The organism is Clostridium pacaense (assembly GCF_020709765.2).
GTDB classification, from domain to species: Bacteria; Bacillota; Clostridia; order Lachnospirales; family Lachnospiraceae; genus Enterocloster; species Enterocloster hominis.
Genome location: NZ_JAJFEB020000023.1, coordinates 52,725 through 69,536, shown reverse-complemented (window position 1 = coordinate 69,536; position 16,812 = coordinate 52,725). Strand labels below are relative to the sequence as shown.

The following is a 16,812-nucleotide window of genomic DNA, read 5'->3' as shown; positions in this document are numbered from 1 at the left end:
TTTCAGAAATCCGTCTTTTCAGAAATGTATCCATCCACATGGCTATCCGCATAGCTATCACGTAGATTCCCCGCAACTATTCCCCAATCACCTTCACAAGTTCCTCCAGGGATTCCACCACCTTCTCAGCCGAATAACAGTTCATGCTGTTAAGCTGGCACACAAACCTGCCTGACATATGGATCCGCTGCTTATTGCTGGAGTATACAATGGGTTTCCGGCCGATTCCATATGCAATCCCCCCAAGGACGGCTGAGTCAATATTGGGTTCCGCCGCATCAAATAGCAGGATGGCCTGGCCGCTTTTTCTCAGACGGTCAATATCCTCCTCTATATCGCCCTGGTTGTCCCCTGTCACACAGGTCTTTCCTGCTGCCTGGATTGCTGATTTGATTTTCTCAAGCAGCATCTGCCCGGATTCCGTATATTTAAAATTAGGATCCAGGTAATAGTCATACTCCACCGGCAAGGACTGAATGGGTACAGGGGCCGGTCTGGGCGTCCCGAAATCGCGGATCAGATTGTTTTTAAAAACCGTCAGGGCCCGTTCCAGCACATCCATGTTCCTCTGCCTGTAATCCGTTATCTCCTGATTCAGGTCCGAAACAGCTGCAAAATTTGAAATATGCTCCACCAGTCTGCTTGCATGGTAAAAATCCTGTGAATCCCCCACCGAACTGGTGAAAATATCCGTGGAGATGATGTTGACCGGATATCCCCATGCGTACCCACAGCCAATTTCAAACCCACAGCCCGGGTCATAGGTCCATCCGTCAAAATACCCCACTACCCCGCTGCAGTCAGCCAGGGCCTGCACATCCATTTCAAATATTCCCGCCTCCTGGTCAACGCTGGTATTGTTGGTGCTCTTAAAAGGAAGGTATGGCTCTTTCATATCAGCCAGAAGCCCCTTGTCAATCCAATCAATGATTCTTTCGTATAAATCAAGGGCAATCAGGCGGTCATTTACATTATAAATCCTGTTCTGTATATATAATTTACTGGACATCTGCTATTTCCTTTCTCATGTAAAGTTAACTTTTTACGGCTCCGGCAGTCATTCCTGCCATTACCTGTTTATTTAATATAAAGAATACTATCAGTGTGGGCAGTACTGTCACGGATACAGCCGCAAAGGTAAGCCCCCAGTCCCTCAGGCCGAAATTATTGATGAAATCATTCAGTCCTACCGGGACTGTTTTCATTGCGCTGGTACTGATGAATGTATTTGCAAAGGTAAACTCATTCCACACAAATACAAACTCAAATATGGCAATGGTTGCAATGGCATTATGCAGAAGGGGCACAATGATTTCCAGGAATATACGGAAGGAACCGGCGCCGTCCATATAGGCCGCCTCAATCAGGGCATCCGGTATCTGGTCCAAAAAGCCAATATAGAGGTACATGGCCATGGGTATGGCAAACCCTACCTGGGGTATTATCAGGGACCAGTATGTATTCTTAAGCCCCAGCCTGTTGTATACCCCGAACATTGGGACCAGGGATACAAAAATGGGAATCATGATGCCCAGCATGAAGAAGTTGCGCACCAGGGTACGTCCCCTAAACTGCATTTTGGATAAAGGATATGCTGCCAACGCCCCCAGCACCACGATTCCTGTCAGGGTTATGGCTGCCACTACCACGCTGTTCTTAAAATAGGTGGGTATCATGGAATCCAGAAGGCTTACATAGTTGGCAAGCGTAGGCGCTGTTGGCAGGGCATAGGGCGGGTTCATCAGATGCTCCTGTGAAGGCTTGATGCTGGACAGGAAAATCCACAGGATGGGATAAGTCTGTATGACCGCCACAAGCAGGATCAGGCAGTAAAGGGGTAGCCGTTTCAGGGATTTTATGTTTTTCATGCTCCTTCTCACTCCTTCCGCTTTGTCAGGGCATTGATAAGTCCGAAAATCGCAATACATTCCACTACAATGATCAGGCTCAGCGCACTGCCGTATCCATATTCCATGTTGTTAAATGCCGTCTTATACATATAAGTTGCCATCAGCTCGCTGGCATATCCCGGACCTCCGTTGGTCAGGACAAACGGACCTTCAAATGCCTTTAAGGTGCCAATGACCGCCAATACGATACAGTTGATGATAACCGGGCGGATCAGGGGCAGCCGGACATAGAGCAGTGTCTTCCAGTATCCGGCCCCATCAATGGAAGCCGCCTCAATGACCTCGCTGTCAATGGAGGTAAACGCTGAGTGGAACACCACCATGTACAGTCCCCAGAAACGGTATGCCTCGGCAATTGCCACCACCCACAAGGTCAGGTCCATGTCTGCTAGGAACGCGGTTTTCAGATGTGACAACCCGACCGCTCCCAGAAATGCATTGACCACGCCGTCCGGACTGATGGCTAATAACTTCTTAAAGGTCTGGCTCATGGCCATACCGGATATGACCACCGGGGTAAACAGGATTACCCTGGTGATATTCTGTCCCTTGCGTATCTGCTGGACCAGGATGGCCAGGACAAGGCCCCCTCCCACCTGGAATACGGTGCCGACGGCAGCATATTTCAGGCTGTTAAACAGGCAGGTGGGCAGGTTTGGGTCCTTGAACATCTTGGCGTAGTTCCTTATTCCCACAAACTTCATTTCCGTAATACCGTTCCAGTCCATGACACTGTAATATATGGATGAAAATATGGGAATCAGGACCACTGCAAGATATACAATGAGGGGCAGGGCAAGGAAAATGTATGGATCCTGTTTTCGATGTAGACACATGTGGAATCCTCCTCATTCTAGAGCGTGTTTGAAAATTGCTTTCCGTCAGCTGTGCGTCCCACTTTGTGGGAGATTTGGTCCCGATGAGGGAGGCGTAGCGGGCTACGTTGACCGAATTGGGACCAAATATGCCGCGAAGTGGGGCGTGCAGATGGCGGGAATGAATTTTCAAACAGGCCCTAAGGTCTGCCAGGTCATTGAAAGAACTTGGGGGCATTTTCAGCAATAGCGGCGTCAATGCGCTGTGCAAATTCCTCAGGCGTTATGGCGCCCATACCCAGGTTGACAATCTCCTTATTCATCACCTCAACCGTGGCAGAGTCCATGCGCACATCCCAGCTGTATCCGTAATCTGTCAGGTTGTTGCAGTCATCCATGACCTTCTGGTCAAAGTCCGAGAAGGTTCCCAGCGTGGTGTCAAAGTCCATGGGCGGCATGACGCTGGTCTTATAAAATGCAGTTTCAGGATAACTGTCCAGCACATATTTGATAAAATCCTTTAACTGGTCGTCATATTTATCCTTGCTGATGGATGTGCCTGTGCCTGCATTGGCCCACATATCGGTCCTGCCATTCACCGCTCCTTCCATGGAAGGCATATAGAAATATGCGTAATCGTCTTTCAGTTCCCTGTTTTCATCCATGAAACTGCTGAACTGCCAGGTACCGATGTAATAGATTGCGGCATTTCCTGAAAGGAAATTCTCAAGGGCGCTGGTATAGTCGCTGGTGGACCAACCGGGCTGGAAATATTCCATACCCAGCTTCTGGAAGAAATTGGCTGCCTGGATGCCCACGGGGTCACCCATCTTCGCCTCCCCCACCTTCAGCTTCTCAATGTAATCATTTCCCTCCAGGCGGTAGGGGATAAAAGCCATCCAGCGTAACAAGGCCCAGCCCGGCCACGTGGAGATGGGTGTGATCCCGGCATCCTTTAGCTGCTGGCAGGTATCCAGTAATTCATCAAAGGTTTCCGGCGTCTTCTGGATTCCGGCCTTTTTGAATAAATCCTTGTGGTACCAGAAATATTCAATGTTGTTCTCCCATGCAAGGCTGTAGAGTTTACCGTCAGACAGACGCGCATAGTTTTCCCCAATGTTCATCATGCGGTCATAGCCCAGGTCTTTATACAGGCCGTCCACATCCACCAAGGCCCCGGTAGAGGCAATCTCACTGAGCAGGGTATCCCCCTCGCTGTCAAACAGATCCGGCAGTTCGTTGCTGGCAGCCAGGATCTTCAGCTTCTGGTTATAGGTGGAACGGTCGGAAATCACCTCAAACTCCACTTTCACATCCGGGTTTTCCTTCATATAATCTTCAGCAATCATGTTCATGGCAGGCCATGAGGAACGCACGGTCATCCAGGTAATGGTCCGTTCCTTTGTATCTGTTTTACCATTCCCCGCCTTTTCCCCATCCTGTCCGGCCTGTCCACCCTGTTCACCATGTCCGGCCTCTGTCCCCGAAGGGCTGCCGGAGCCGGAAGAACCTGTCCCGGATGAGGGGGCACCGGAACATCCCACGCTTGAAAGTGCAATCACTGCGGCCAACAACACTGAAATCATCTGCCTGCTTCTCATTATCCTTCTCCTCCTTATCACCTGTGCGCCTACATTTCCTCTACAATCCGGTTCAGCAATTTCACGGTCTTCTCAGATATCTGCTCCATGACCTGGATGACTTCATCGTGGCTGGTCTTACCTGAGGAATGGATGCATGTCATGTTGGTTATGCACGAAATGCCCAATACCCTCATTCCGCAGTTGACAGCCACCATATCTTCCGCCACGGTGGACATTCCCACCACGTCGGCCCCCAGGACTCCATATGCGCGGACCTCCGCGGCAGTCTCATAGGTGGGGCCGGGCCAGTAACCGTACACGCCCTGCTGTATCCTGATTCCCATATCCTTTGCACATCTGCGGGCCAGTTCCATGTACTCCGGGTCATAGGGCCTGCTCATATCGGTAAATCTCGGTCCCAGTTCCTCCAGGTGTGCTCCCCTCAGGGGCGGCGGACAGAAGTGTGCCAGATGATTCTCAATGATCATCAGGTCCCCCGGGACGAAATGTCTGCTCACGGCCCCGCAGGCATTGGTGAGAATAAGGCTGCCGGCCCCCAGCATGCGCAGTACCCTGACAGGATAAGTGATTGTCTGGGTGTCATACCCCTCGTAATAATGGTTCCTTCCCTGCATCACGGCAATGCATTTTCCTGCAATCTCCCCCACGAATAACCGGCCGCTGTGTCCGCTGACCGTCGGTTTTGGGAAATTAGGGATGTCCTCATAAGGAATGATATCGGCATTTTCCAGCTGGGACGCGTAATCCCCAAGCCCGGAACCTAAGATCATGGCAATCTCAGGTACCTTTCTTGTCCGGCTCCTGATATAATCCACTGTTTCCCTGAGGGCAGACATCATTAAGCCTGCATCTGTGTAATCTAAGTTTTGAATTTTCATGTCCCGACTCTCCTCTGTGTTTTATGGTTCCATTGTAAGGTGAGCCGGTAATTTTTTAAATCCGCCTTTATTTTGGATTGTTGGGCCATTTTCAAGAATCTCTTTTATTCAAGCCCTATCTTTGTACGCTTATAGGTGTCCGGTGTCATGCCCACATATTTTTTAAACTGCTTGTTAAAGTAGCGGTAGTCGAAATATCCCACCTTCCTGCACACATCCTTTGCCTTTTCCCCTTTTTCCAGCAGCCCCGCTGCCTGGCGGATGCGGACCTGGGCCAGATAATGGCTGTAGGCAACCCCCTCTTCCTTTTTAAACAGGACGCTCAGATATGTGGGGTTCATATGGACCTGGTCCGCCAGGGTTTCCAGCGTGATGCTCTCAGCATAATGCTGGTCTATGTATTTTTTCACCACACTTACAGGGGGTTCCCTTTCCGTATTCCGGTCCTGCTCCACTTCCAGCAGGAAACGGTCCGTCATGCGGCGCGCCCAGTCCGTCATTTCCTCCGCGGATTCCAGGTCCATGATTTCACTGTGGCTGATGACGGGCAGCCTATCTTCCCCAACACCACCGGATTCCAGCGAAAGTTTTTGTACCAGGTATACCAGGTCCAGGCATTCGTTCCTCAGAAGCTCCGGCATGATTCCCGCCTTAGCCAGGTAGGACAGGTATGCCCCGGCCTGTTTCCTGAACTGGCTGTAATTCTGCAGACGGAAATTAAATTCCATGGAATACTGGCTGTCCGTAATCTCCGCCGGAATATGGTTCCGATACTCCACATCCTCGCTGCGCACGATCTCCTCCGCTTCCAGGAAACACGCATAGTTCTGGGCGCTCCTGGCCTCTGCAAACGCGTCCTTCAGCCCATAGATGCCCTGATGTATGCTGCTGATTCCCCCATAAAAGGATATGCCCTGGTCCTCCAGCGCCTGCCTTTGCCCGGATATCTCCTGATAAAAGGGAAATATCTGGCATTCCTGGTTGAAGTATACAAAATACAGCTGCTCCTCCACGGTCAGGGTGTAAATATCCAGGCTGTGGTTCCCTGCAATTGAAAATGTCATTGCATGGATCAGTTTCCGGTATTCATCCACGCCAGACTCCTTCCAGGATAATTTCCCGGCGCATAACACGGCCAGCTCAGTTGAAAAGCTAAGATATTCCCCCACCTCCAGAAGCCGCTCCATGTTTGCAGCTTCCATGGCGGACGGCTGGTTCATCAGGTCGTACAGGGCCTGCTCCACCATGACCCGGTTTACCTGCTGGGTGCGCTCCTTCATGCGTATATAATTTTTCTTGTAGTCCACCAGGTTGGCGGCCTTTTTAAGGGCGCCCCGCAAATCGCTGACCGTCACCGGCTTTTCCAGATAGGCAAGCACGCCCAGGCCAATGGCCTGCTGGACATATTTAAACTCGCAAAATCCGCTGAATATGATGAACACCGTGTCCGGAAAACGCATCTGGGCCTGTTCTATCATCTCCAGGCCCGACAGTCCCGGCATGCGGATATCCGTCAGGACCACATCGGGATGTTCCCTGTATATCAGCTCCAATCCCTGGTTCCCATCTTCTGCCGTGCCTGCCAGGTCCACATCCGGCTCCCGCTTCAATACCATGGCCATGCCTTTTAAGACTACGTTTTCATCTTCAATCAGAACCACTTTTATCATTCCTTTACCCCCGCCCGCAACGATATTTTCACCTGTACCCCCTGTCCGGGGCTACTCTTAAATTCCACCTTTGCATCATCACCATAGACAAGACGGATGCGTTCCAGACTGTTTCTCAGGGCGTATCCTTTGGAAAGGGAGGCATCCACATCCATACCCACCCCGTCATCCGCCACCTCAAAGCACAGGAAATCCTGCTCCCTGTAAACCTTTATGACAACGGTACCGCTTCCCAGTTTAGGCTCCAGCCCATGGTAAACAGCATTTTCCACAAATGGCTGAAGCAGCAGCTTTATGACTTTATATCCCATCAGGCTTTCATCGGCCTGGATGTCCACATGGATCTTCCCTTCAAAACGGATGTTCTGGATATAGAGATAGCTTCTGACAAAATCCAGCTCCTTCTGTATGGGAATGAACTTTTCCCCTTTGCTGAGGGCAATCTTAAACACATCGCTCAATGCCTTTGTAAGCTCCGCCACATCCTCGGCCTCATGGAGGATGGCCATCCAGTAAAGGGAGTCCAGGGTATTATACAGGAAGTGGGGATTGATGTTGGACTGAAGCAGCTCCAGTTCCGCCTCCTTATTCTTAAGCTCCACCCGTGTGACCTGGTCGGCCAGGGTAAGCTTTTCATTTACCATACGGCTGAATTCCTGGCCGATGGCGCCAATCTCGTCATCCGGAAAATCCGTTTCCAGGCAGCGTTCCCCTTCTCCCACACGTACAATGTCATCCCTCAGCTGGTAAAGGGGCTTAGTGATCCGGTTACACAAAAGAACCGTCAGCACCAGCAGAAGGAAAATGGTTATCGCCAGCCCATTCATAATAATGCCCTGTATCTTACCTGCTTCACTTAACAGGTTCCGGTTCTGCACCATGTGTACCAGCTCCCAGTCCATTTCCGAGCTGCCATATCTGGACAGATGATAGTCCGGGTCCCCCTTTACCAGAATGCGGGCAATCTCCTGCTCCTCCATGGCCGCGCCGGATGACAGGACCACATCATATCCCCCATCCTCCTGTTGTTCCACCACAGCATATGCGCCCTGCTCTGGGCGGTAAGAGGGAAATACCTCTTTTAAGGCCGCTTTGTCAAAGTTCAATATCATCATACCAATCACATCCTGGGTATCGAGGTTCTTAAGGAGCTTGATGCAGGAAAACTGCTCCCTGTTCCCGGTAATTACATTCCGGCCCGCGAACCCCTCATATCCTTTTTGCGCCGCCGCCTTCTTAAACCATGGCGTGGCTGAGATAACGCCATAGTCCGCTGCGTCTGCCGCAGACCTGCCCTGCCCCGAGTCATCCAGATAGAACAGCCTTCCCCTGGAATCATACAGATAGATGGACCTGGCGCCGGAAAATCCCATGATATACTTTTCCATCGCATTGTCCAGATCCACGAACAGGCGCTCTTCTATCCGTTTTCCACCTGACCGGGAATTGCTGCTTATCGTAAGGTCATTTTGAAGAACCGGGTCTGCCAGCACGTTCCTGGCAATGTCACGGTAGGAATCCAGATAATGGCTCAAAATGATATCTGCTGATTCAAGGACCTTTAGATAGGATTCCGAGTTTGTCTTTATGAGCATGGCGCTTGTCATGCCGTAAATCATCACTCCCAACAGGATGACAGCCGGAATGATGACCCCCAGCTGTACGGCGATTATACGGTTCCGAATCATTTTCATATTAAAGAATTTTTCCAGCCGTTTCATATGACAGGCACCTCCAGATGTTTTCTCCTCCTCTCATTATATGGCAGGGGAGCGTATCGGCACAAGTGCCCTATTTTTAGATTGGTGTGTGTATTTTGTGATTGGGGCGCAAAAAAAGACCGGGCAGTCACGGCCGCCCGGCCTTCTCATACATTATAATCCATTAAACTCCAATCAAACCTTACTTCACCAGCAGGGACTTTCCTGTCATCTCCACAGGCTGCTCCATTCCCATCAGCTCAATGAGGGTTGGGATGATATCGCACAGGGCGCCTCCCTCGCGCAGCTTGTAGACTGGGTCCGCATTCACCAGGATGAACGGGACAGGGTTGGTGGTGTGGGCCGTAAATGGCTCCCCCGTTTCATAGTCCACCAGCTGCTCCGCGTTGCCGTGGTCGGCACAGATGAACATGACGCCGTCCACTTCCTTGATGGCATCCACTGCACGGCCCACGCAGGCATCCACTGTCTCGATGGCCTTGATGGCAGCATCCTCCACGCCTGTATGTCCAACCATGTCCGGGTTGGCAAAGTTGATGATGATTACATCATACTTGCCTGATCTGATGGCTTCCACCAGCTTATCGCACACGCCGTTGGCGCTCATCTCAGGCTTTAAGTCGTAGGTGGCAACTTCCTTTGGTGAGGGAACCAGGATACGGTCCTCGCCTTTGTTAGGTTCCTCCACACCGCCGTTAAAGAAGAAGGTAACGTGGGCATACTTCTCAGTCTCGGCAATCCTTACCTGGGTCTTGCCATGGGCTGCCAGGAATTCGCCGAAGGTGTTGGTGATGCTCTCCTTCCTGAATGCAACCAGCTTGTTTTCAATGGTTTCATCATAATCGGTAAAGCATACGAACACAAGGTCCAGCTTCTTATCCCTTGCAAAGCCGTCAAAGGACGTATCGCAGAATGCGCGGGTGATTTCCCTTGCGCGGTCCGGGCGGAAGTTGTAGAATATGACGGAATCCCCGTCCTTAATGGTGGCGGTTGGCTTACCGTCCTTTTCAACCACGAAAGGTATCACGAACTCGTCTGCCTTGCCATCATCATAGGATGCCTGGATTCCTCCGGTGGCGCTTGCGGCCCGGTTTCCCTCGCCCTTTGTCAGCGCATTGTAGGCCAGTTCCACACGGTCCCATCTCTTGTCACGGTCCATGGCATAGTAACGTCCCATAACGGATGCCACTTCGCCCACGCCGATTTCCTTCATCTTGGCTTCCAGATCAGCTACGAATCCCTTGCCGGATTCCGGAGGGGTGTCGCGGCCGTCCAGGAAACAGTGTACATACACCTTGTCAAGGCCATTCCTCTTAGCCAGTTCCAGAAGGCCGTAGATATGGGTGTTGTGGCTGTGGACACCTCCGTCGGACACAAGGCCGAACATATGAAGGGCAGTGCCGTTCTTCTTGCAGTTTTCCACTGCGGCAAGGAATTCAGGCACCTGGAAAAAGTCACCGTCCTGGATGGACTTGGTGATCCTGGTCAGTTCCTGGTAAACAATGCGGCCTGCTCCCATGTTAAGATGGCCCACCTCAGAGTTGCCCATCTGTCCTTCCGGAAGTCCCACTGCCATCCCGCTGGCCTCGCCCTTAACAAAGGGGCACTGGCTCATCAGCTGGTCCATGACAGGGGTCCTGCCCTCGCACACAGCATTGTGGTCGCAGTTGCTGTTAAGGCCGTAGCCGTCAAGTATCATTAATACTGTTGGTCTCTTGCTCATATTTAAAAATCTCCTTTTTTTCATTGCTGTCAAAGAGAATGATGCCCTGCAGTCAGCTTCTCCGGCCGCAGGGCAAATACATTGCTTGCTTATTACTTATTGTAGTTCACAATTTTCCCAAAATCCGGTTTGAGGGAAGCGCCGCCTACCAGACCGCCGTCAATGTCGGCCTGTGCGAACAGCTCCGGCGCTGAGGATGCGGATACAGAACCGCCGTACTGGATACGGATGGCTTCTGCCGTGGCCTCGTCATAAATCTCACCGATGCAGACGCGGATGGCTGCGCATACTTCCTCAGCCTGCTCCGTGGTTGCTACCTTGCCTGTGCCGATTGCCCAGATTGGCTCATATGCGATGACAGCAGTCTTAGCCTGGTCAGCCGTTACATTCAGGAAAGCAATCTTAATCTGCTGGCGGATCCAGTCAATGGTGATGCCCTGCTCCCTCTGGGTTAAGGACTCGCCGCAGCAGACAATCGGGGTGATGCCGTGCTCAAATGCCTTCAGCACTTTCTTATTCACGGTCTCGTCTGTCTCAGCAAAATATTCGCGTCTCTCGGAATGTCCGATGATTACATACTTTACGCCTGCGTCCGTGAGCATGTTAGGGGCAATCTCGCCTGTGTAAGCGCCCTTTTCCTCGTAATACATGTTCTCCGCGCCGATGCAGATATTGCTTCCCTTGGCAGCTTCCATAGCCGGAATGATGTCGATTGCGGGTACGCAGAATACTACGTCCACATCGTCATTTGCTACCAATGGTTTTAACTCGTTAACCAGGGCAACTGCCTCTGATGGTGTCATGTTCATCTTCCAGTTGCCTGCAATAATTTTCTTTCTTGCCATGATGGTTCCCCTCTCCTTACACTGAGCGCTTGGCGCCCGTCCTTCAGGCACTTATGTGCAAAAGCGCTTTGTCATATAAACTGTCCTGTTATTTGTTGTCTGCTGCCGCAACGCCTGGCAGTTCCTTGCCCTCTAAGAATTCCAGGGAAGCGCCGCCGCCAGTGGAAATGTGTGTCATCTTGTCGGCAAAGCCCAGTCTCTTAACAGCATTCACGGAATCGCCGCCGCCGATGACAGTGGTTGCATCTGTCAGTTCAGCAACCGCACGGCAGATTTCCAGTGTACCTTCTGCAAAGTTGGAGAATTCGAATACGCCCATGGGTCCGTTCCATACAACGGTCTTGGCGCCCTTTAAGGCATCCTTGTAAAGAGCAATTGTCTTAGGTCCGATATCAAATCCTGACCAGCCGGCATCAATCACATCCACTACCTTATGCTCTGTGTCATTGGAAAATTCCTTGCCCTCTACATGGTCAACAGGAAGCAGCAGCTTAACGCCCTTCTCCTCTGCCTTCTTAACCATCTGAAGCGCGTAATCCAGCTTATCAGCCTCACACAGGGAGTTGCCGATCTCCTGGCCCTGTGCCTTGGCAAAGGTGTAAGCCATGCCGCCGCCGATGATCAGGGTGTCAACCTTGTCAAGGAGGTTGTTGATTACGTTAATCTTGTCAGAAACCTTTGCACCGCCTAAGATGGCCACGAATGGGCGGACCGGGTTCTCAACTGCCTGTCCTAAGAACTTAATCTCCTTCTCCATCAGGTAGCCAACCACGTTCTCCTTGGTGTATCTTGTGACACCTACATTGGAGCAGTGCGCCCTGTGGGCGGTACCGAATGCATCATTTACAAAAATGCCGTCGCACAGGTCAGCCAGTTCCTTGGCATAGGCTTCCGTAGCAGCATCGCCATCCTTGAACTTGGTCTCTTCAATCCTGTAACGTGTATTCTGAAGCAGAAGAACCTCGCCGTCCTTTAATTCAGCGGCAACCTTCTGTGTCTCAGGTCCGGTAACCTTGGCATCATCCACAAACTTAACTTCAACGCCCAGTCTCTCGCTGAGGGCCGGGGCAACCGGTGCAAGACTCATCTCAGGTACAGGCTCGCCCTTTGGCTTGCCCAGATGGGAACACAGGATAACCTTTGCGCCCTGGTCAAGAAGCTTCTTGATGGTTGGGATGGCACCGTCGATACGGTTGTAGTTCTGGATGACACCTTCCTTTAACGGCACGTTGAAATCGCAGCGCACCAGTACCTTCTTGCCCTGTAAATCCTTTAAATCATCTACTGTTTTCTTATTTAACATTGTATTAATCCCCTTTCAGAGTCTTAAGATTCCATGCAGGAACCCCTGCGCAAAAAAGGGTCCGGTCCAAACGACCGGACCCCTCATGAGTCAACTTATTGCTTCAATTAGCCAAGCTCAGCAAAGTACTTAATGGTCCTGACCATCTGGCTTGTGTAGGAGTTCTCGTTGTCATACCATGAAACAACCTGAACCTCATACAGATCATCAGCAATCTGAGCTACCATGGTCTGGGTTGCATCGAACAGGGAGCCGAATCTCATACCGATTACGTCGGAAGAAACAATGGCATCCTCGTTGTATCCGAAGGACTCAGAAGCAGCAGCCTTCATAGCGGCATTGATGTCTTCCTTGGTAACGCCAGCCTTCTTAACAACAGCTGTAAGGATTGTGGTGGAACCGGTCGGTACCGGAACACGCTGTGCGGAACCGATTAACTTGCCGTTCAGCTCTGGGATAACCAGGCCGATAGCCTTAGCAGCGCCGGTGGAGTTAGGAACGATGTTGGCTGCGCCGGCTCTTGCCCTTCTTAAATCACCTTTTCTGTGTGGTCCGTCCAGAATCATCTGATCGCCTGTGTAAGCGTGGATGGTGGACATGATACCGCTCTGGATAGGAGCGTAATCATTCAGTGCCTTAGCCATAGGAGCCAGGCAGTTGGTTGTACAGGAAGCAGCGGAGATGATCTTGTCATCAGCTGTCAGTACGTTCTCGTTAACACTGTATACGATAGTAGGAAGGTCATTGCCTGCTGGAGCAGAAATAACAACTTTCTTAGCGCCTGCATCGATGTGTGCCTGTGCTTTGTCCTTGGAGCAGTAGAAGCCTGTGCACTCCAGAACTACGTCAACACCAATCTGGCCCCATGGAAGGTCAGCAGCCTTTGGCTCCTTGTAGATGGTAATCTTCTTGCCATCAACAGTAATGGAATCCTCACCAGCCTCTACAGTATGAAGGCCCTGTCCATAAACACCAGCGTATCCGCCCTGTGCTGTATCATACTTTAAGAGATGAGCTAACATCTTAGGATCGGTTAAGTCATTGATTGCTACTACATCGTAACCTTCTGCTCCGAACATCTGACGGAAAGCCAGACGTCCAATACGTCCAAAACCATTAATTGCTACTTTTACTGCCATGATTCAATTCCTCCTAGTTTGTTAAAAATTATATTATTGTTAAATAATAATCAACCTTCTTACATTGTAATCAATTTCTCTGGAAATGGCAAGTCCTTTTTTCAATTTTTCGCAGGACAGGCTTTTTCTGGAAATTTCTTTCATCCCCTTGGTGATTATGTCCAAATGAATGCTTAGTCCTCATTATACCACAAATCTTCACACCTTTATACATCTAAATTATTATTATTATTGGCTTCTATTTTGGGAACTTTCTGTTATAATGAACCTGTTGAATGATTTGACCACAAGGAGAAACATTTATGATTAACGACTGTCATCTGCATACTGCATTTTCCGGTGATTCAGATACGCCTGTGCGCAGGCAGATAGAAAAGGCCATGGAACTTGGCATGAAGGAAATCTGCATCACGGACCACCATGATTATGATTCGGGGTTCTGTGACACGGATTTTAACCTGGACATTCCCTCTTACCTCTCTGCCATGAAGGCATTCCAGGCTGAATATGAGGGGCGTATCCGTATTAATATAGGGGTGGAGCTTGGGCTTCAGAACCATTTGGATGGATATCTCCATGAGTTTATCCGTGAACACGGCTCCAGCTTTGATTTCATCATTGGCTCCAGCCACTTCGTTTCCGGCATGGATCCCTATGAACTAAGCTACTGGGAGCATTACGGCGAGGAGCGCGGTCTGGAGGAATTTTTCAAGGTATCCTTAGAGCGCGCCAGGAACCTATATGATGTGTTTGATTCCTTTGGACACCTGGATTACATTGTCCGCTACGCGCCTCACCAGAACGCTTCCTATTCTTATGAGCGCTTCAGCCAGTGGATTGACCCCATCCTTATGGAGCTTATCGAACATGGCAAAGGGCTGGAGTGCAATACCGGGGGCCTCCGGTACGGCCTTGCACAGCCCAATCCCTCCCGCAGGATATTAAAGCGCTACCGGGAACTGGGCGGCGAAATCATCACCATCGGCTCCGATGCCCATACCCCGGACTATCTGGGCTACGGGTTCCAGGAATGCCGCCGCTTCCTCTTAAGGTGCGGGTTCCGCTATTATACCATGTTCCATGGACGCAAGCCTGAGTTCCTCCCATTATGAACCTTCCATTTCCTGAAAGCCCTGAACCGTATTGATTCCTATGTATTCCAGCGGCCGTCCTCTCCTGCCGGCGGCCGGGTATCCGGTTTGGGGCCGTTCCTACAGCTCCTTCATGGCAGCATCCACATCTTTTTTGAACTGTACCCATGCATCTTCATTGTCCACATAGTACTTGGGGCAAAGCTTGCCATTGATGTCATAGTGGCGGACCACGTCCTTCGACCCCAGCTTAAGTTCCCTGCACAGCCAGGCCGTCAGGTTCACCACGGATTCATAGGTTGCGTCATTGAACCTGCCTGTCTCATCCGGGTGGCAGACTTCAATGGAAATAGTATCGTCATTGCGCGGGGCATTGCCATAGGCGATTTCCGTGACCGGGATACACTGGATGACCTCCCCCTCCAGGCCCACCACAAAGTGGCTGCTGGTGGATGTACCGCTCTTCTGCGGGTCCTGGTCCGCCAGGCTGTCGAAATAATCCCTGTTGTTCTTTGCCGTACTTCCCGGATTGGCCACATAGTGGATTACGATATTATTAATCCGTTTCCGGCTCACATCCGGCCTTGAGAAAATGTTCTTCCTGATGAATTCCTGTTTTACCCATTCCGGGACCTCCACTGACTTCAGGTCAATGGTGTAAGGTCTCTCCCGGCCCCACAGATAATAACCGCCGCCCAGGCCCGCGCCAATCCCAAGGACCAGCACAAGCAGGAGTGCGATGAAAGGAACACCTTTCCTTCTGCCACCGCTGCCCCGGGCTGCCTTTCCCGCCGGATGCGGGTAGGATTCCCCTGGCCCGTCAACCGGGTGGAGCGTGACTTCACGCGGCGCGGATTCAAGCGGCAGCTGTCCGGCCCGCTGATTCCTGGATTTGGGCGTCCTGGTTTCCGTCAGCCCTGGTTCCCGTCTCCTGCCCGCTTCCCCTGCCTGGGCCGGTCTTCCCTGCCTGGAGCGGACCTCCTCTGCTCCCCTGCCTCCTTTTGCCCTGGAACGTCCATGTCCCTGGGTTCCGGCCTGTGCCCCGCTGCCATCCGTGACATTCACACTGCTGCGCTGGCGCGGCACACGGCCCAGACCTTCATCCATACTGCCCGCGCTGCTGCGCCGCCCTGACACGCCGCCCAGACCTTCATCCGTACTGCCCGCGCTGCTGCGCCGTCCCGGCACACGGCCCATTCCTTCATCCATACCGCCCGCGCTGCTGCGCCGTCCTGGCATGCCGCCCGGGCCTTCATCCATACCGCCCGCGCTGCTGCGCCGCGCCGGCGTCCCGCCTGTATAGGAAGCGCCGACCGGCCTTTCCCTGGGTCTTTCCTTTCCCGAAGCAGTCCTGTTCCCCGGCTCCAGGGGTACCTGGCGGATATCTTCCATTTCCTTATTTAAATCCATATCCTTTGTATGATCTTCCCTCATCTACCGTACACCTTTCATAAGATTCCTTTTAACAATATAGCATTTTTCACATTAAATTACAATGAATGTTGCATTTCTGATTTCTTACGATAAAATGTTTAAATGGATGCAACTTTACAGAATCCTCAAACGTCTAACAGACAGAACCAAATGAAAGGAGGATGCATTGCATGGGCTTTCAGAACAATACGGCGGAGACGGAACAGATCCTCACTGATAACTATGAGCGTTATTACCGCCTTGCATATAGCTATATGCGCAATGAAGATGATGCCCTGGATGTGGTCCAGGAAAGCGCCTACCGGGCAATCAGGGACTGCAGAAAGGTCAGGAATAAAGACTACCTGTCCACATGGATTTACAGGATCGTAGTCAACACCGCCCTGGATATGCTGCGCAGGAAAAAGAAGGAAACAACCACAGAGGAACTGCCGGAGATACCGGTGGAGGACCAGTACCGGGACCTGGAGCTGCGGACTGTATTAAACCAGCTGGATGACAAGAGCAGGACCATAATCCTGCTGCGGTACTTTGAAGATTTAAAGCTGGAGGATATTGCGGATATTGTAGGCGACAATTTAAACACAGTAAAAGCCAGATTATACAGATCCTTAAAAAAGCTCAGACTGAACCTGGAGGCAGAGCATTACAGGGAAATACCGGATAAGTCTTAGAAAGG

The 16,812-nt window shown here is 51.2% G+C and carries 14 protein-coding genes and 2 pseudogenes; 3 read left to right on the top strand and 13 right to left on the bottom strand.

Annotation, left to right across the window (positions count from 1 at the left end; translation table 11 throughout):
* Positions 1-76 precede the first annotated feature (76 nt).
* Genes LK536_RS54295 through LK536_RS54285 form a run of 3 tightly spaced genes read right to left on the bottom strand, consistent with a single transcriptional unit; the run spans position 77 to position 2,746 of the window.
* Positions 77-1,009: a nucleoside 2-deoxyribosyltransferase gene (locus LK536_RS54295; RefSeq protein ID WP_025482720.1), complete on the bottom strand. Its 933-nt coding sequence runs from the start codon at positions 1,007-1,009 to the stop codon at positions 77-79.
* Between the two features lie 25 nt (positions 1,010-1,034).
* Complete coding sequence (locus tag LK536_RS54290) at positions 1,035-1,868, bottom strand: carbohydrate ABC transporter permease (RefSeq protein ID WP_117558886.1); 834 nt, start codon at positions 1,866-1,868, stop codon at positions 1,035-1,037.
* A gap of 8 nt (positions 1,869-1,876) precedes the next feature.
* Positions 1,877-2,746 (bottom strand): carbohydrate ABC transporter permease, encoded by an 870-nt coding sequence (locus tag LK536_RS54285; protein WP_008722664.1) that lies wholly within the window; start codon positions 2,744-2,746, stop codon positions 1,877-1,879.
* Here LK536_RS54285 and LK536_RS54280 point away from each other — a divergent pair.
* Positions 2,652-2,879 (top strand): annotated as a pseudogene (locus LK536_RS54280) (DUF6783 domain-containing protein); the annotation flags it as partial. The gene LK536_RS54285 and the pseudogene LK536_RS54280 overlap by 95 nt on opposite strands.
* Here LK536_RS54280 and LK536_RS54275 read toward each other — a convergent pair.
* From LK536_RS54275 to gap, 9 genes and pseudogenes are all read right to left on the bottom strand, one after another.
* A pseudogene (locus tag LK536_RS54275) lies at positions 2,820-2,963 on the bottom strand (DUF6783 domain-containing protein); the annotation flags it as partial. The pseudogenes LK536_RS54280 and LK536_RS54275 overlap by 60 nt on opposite strands.
* Entirely contained in the window at positions 2,941-4,326 is a 1,386-nt protein-coding gene (locus LK536_RS54270; RefSeq protein ID WP_227796690.1) for an ABC transporter substrate-binding protein, read from the bottom strand. The gene LK536_RS54270 and the pseudogene LK536_RS54275, both read right to left, overlap by 23 nt.
* Positions 4,327-4,355: 29 nt before the next feature.
* A complete protein-coding gene (locus LK536_RS54265; protein ID WP_227796689.1) occupies positions 4,356-5,207 on the bottom strand; it encodes a purine-nucleoside phosphorylase in 852 nt (283 codons plus the stop codon).
* 104 nt (positions 5,208-5,311) lie between these two features.
* On the bottom strand, positions 5,312-6,877 hold the full coding sequence (locus tag LK536_RS54260) for a response regulator transcription factor (protein ID WP_227796688.1): 1,566 nt from the start codon (positions 6,875-6,877) through the stop codon (positions 5,312-5,314).
* Positions 6,874-8,598 carry a cache domain-containing sensor histidine kinase gene (locus LK536_RS54255; protein ID WP_227796687.1) on the bottom strand — a complete coding sequence of 575 codons (1,725 nt, stop codon included), beginning with the start codon at positions 8,596-8,598 and terminating at the stop codon, positions 6,874-6,876. Before LK536_RS54255 ends, LK536_RS54260 begins: the two co-directional genes overlap by 4 nt.
* A 181-nt stretch (positions 8,599-8,779) precedes the next feature.
* Positions 8,780-10,321 carry a 2,3-bisphosphoglycerate-independent phosphoglycerate mutase gene (gpmI, locus tag LK536_RS54250; RefSeq protein WP_227796686.1) on the bottom strand — a complete coding sequence of 514 codons (1,542 nt, stop codon included), beginning with the start codon at positions 10,319-10,321 and terminating at the stop codon, positions 8,780-8,782.
* A 92-nt stretch (positions 10,322-10,413) separates the two neighbouring features.
* Positions 10,414-11,166 carry a triose-phosphate isomerase gene (gene tpiA / locus LK536_RS54245; protein WP_008722652.1) on the bottom strand — a complete coding sequence of 251 codons (753 nt, stop codon included), beginning with the start codon at positions 11,164-11,166 and terminating at the stop codon, positions 10,414-10,416.
* An 88-nt stretch (positions 11,167-11,254) separates the two neighbouring features.
* Positions 11,255-12,469 carry a phosphoglycerate kinase gene (locus tag LK536_RS54240; protein WP_008722651.1) on the bottom strand — a complete coding sequence of 405 codons (1,215 nt, stop codon included), beginning with the start codon at positions 12,467-12,469 and terminating at the stop codon, positions 11,255-11,257.
* Positions 12,470-12,576: 107 nt separating this feature from the next.
* Complete coding sequence (gene gap / locus LK536_RS54235) at positions 12,577-13,608, bottom strand: type I glyceraldehyde-3-phosphate dehydrogenase (RefSeq protein ID WP_008722649.1); 1,032 nt, start codon at positions 13,606-13,608, stop codon at positions 12,577-12,579.
* A 302-nt stretch (positions 13,609-13,910) separates the two neighbouring features.
* Between gap and LK536_RS54230 the strand changes: the two genes are divergently transcribed.
* Positions 13,911-14,720, top strand: coding sequence for a histidinol-phosphatase HisJ family protein (locus LK536_RS54230; RefSeq protein WP_025482731.1), 810 nt, complete (start codon positions 13,911-13,913; stop codon positions 14,718-14,720).
* 99 nt (positions 14,721-14,819) lie between these two features.
* Here LK536_RS54230 and LK536_RS54225 read toward each other — a convergent pair whose 3' ends face one another.
* Positions 14,820-16,133, bottom strand: coding sequence for a peptidoglycan recognition protein family protein (locus LK536_RS54225; protein WP_227796685.1), 1,314 nt, complete (start codon positions 16,131-16,133; stop codon positions 14,820-14,822).
* Positions 16,134-16,303: 170 nt separating this feature from the next.
* Between LK536_RS54225 and LK536_RS54220 the strand changes: the two genes are divergently transcribed.
* Complete coding sequence (locus LK536_RS54220; protein WP_025482736.1) at positions 16,304-16,807, top strand: RNA polymerase sigma factor; 504 nt, start codon at positions 16,304-16,306, stop codon at positions 16,805-16,807.
* The last annotated feature ends 5 nt before the right edge of the window (positions 16,808-16,812 follow it).

Bases quoted from the DNA above. Each gene is read 5' to 3' on its own strand.
- tpiA (WP_008722652.1), bottom strand. From the start codon at position 11,166: ATGGCAAGAAAGAAAATTATTGCAGGCAACTGGAAGATGAACATGACA.
- LK536_RS54285 (WP_008722664.1), bottom strand. From the start codon at position 2,746: ATGTGTCTACATCGAAAACAGGATCCATACATTTTCCTTGCCCTGCCC.
- LK536_RS54290 (WP_117558886.1), bottom strand. From the start codon at position 1,868: ATGAAAAACATAAAATCCCTGAAACGGCTACCCCTTTACTGCCTGATC.
- LK536_RS54230 (WP_025482731.1), top strand. From the start codon at position 13,911: ATGATTAACGACTGTCATCTGCATACTGCATTTTCCGGTGATTCAGAT.
- LK536_RS54225 (WP_227796685.1), bottom strand. From the start codon at position 16,133: ATGAGGGAAGATCATACAAAGGATATGGATTTAAATAAGGAAATGGAA.
- LK536_RS54240 (WP_008722651.1), bottom strand. From the start codon at position 12,469: ATGTTAAATAAGAAAACAGTAGATGATTTAAAGGATTTACAGGGCAAG.
- LK536_RS54260 (WP_227796688.1), bottom strand. From the start codon at position 6,877: ATGATAAAAGTGGTTCTGATTGAAGATGAAAACGTAGTCTTAAAAGGC.
- LK536_RS54295 (WP_025482720.1), bottom strand. From the start codon at position 1,009: ATGTCCAGTAAATTATATATACAGAACAGGATTTATAATGTAAATGAC.
- LK536_RS54265 (WP_227796689.1), bottom strand. From the start codon at position 5,207: ATGAAAATTCAAAACTTAGATTACACAGATGCAGGCTTAATGATGTCT.
- gap (WP_008722649.1), bottom strand. From the start codon at position 13,608: ATGGCAGTAAAAGTAGCAATTAATGGTTTTGGACGTATTGGACGTCTG.
- LK536_RS54255 (WP_227796687.1), bottom strand. From the start codon at position 8,598: ATGAAACGGCTGGAAAAATTCTTTAATATGAAAATGATTCGGAACCGT.
- LK536_RS54270 (WP_227796690.1), bottom strand. From the start codon at position 4,326: ATGAGAAGCAGGCAGATGATTTCAGTGTTGTTGGCCGCAGTGATTGCA.
- gpmI (WP_227796686.1), bottom strand. From the start codon at position 10,321: ATGAGCAAGAGACCAACAGTATTAATGATACTTGACGGCTACGGCCTT.
- LK536_RS54220 (WP_025482736.1), top strand. From the start codon at position 16,304: ATGGGCTTTCAGAACAATACGGCGGAGACGGAACAGATCCTCACTGAT.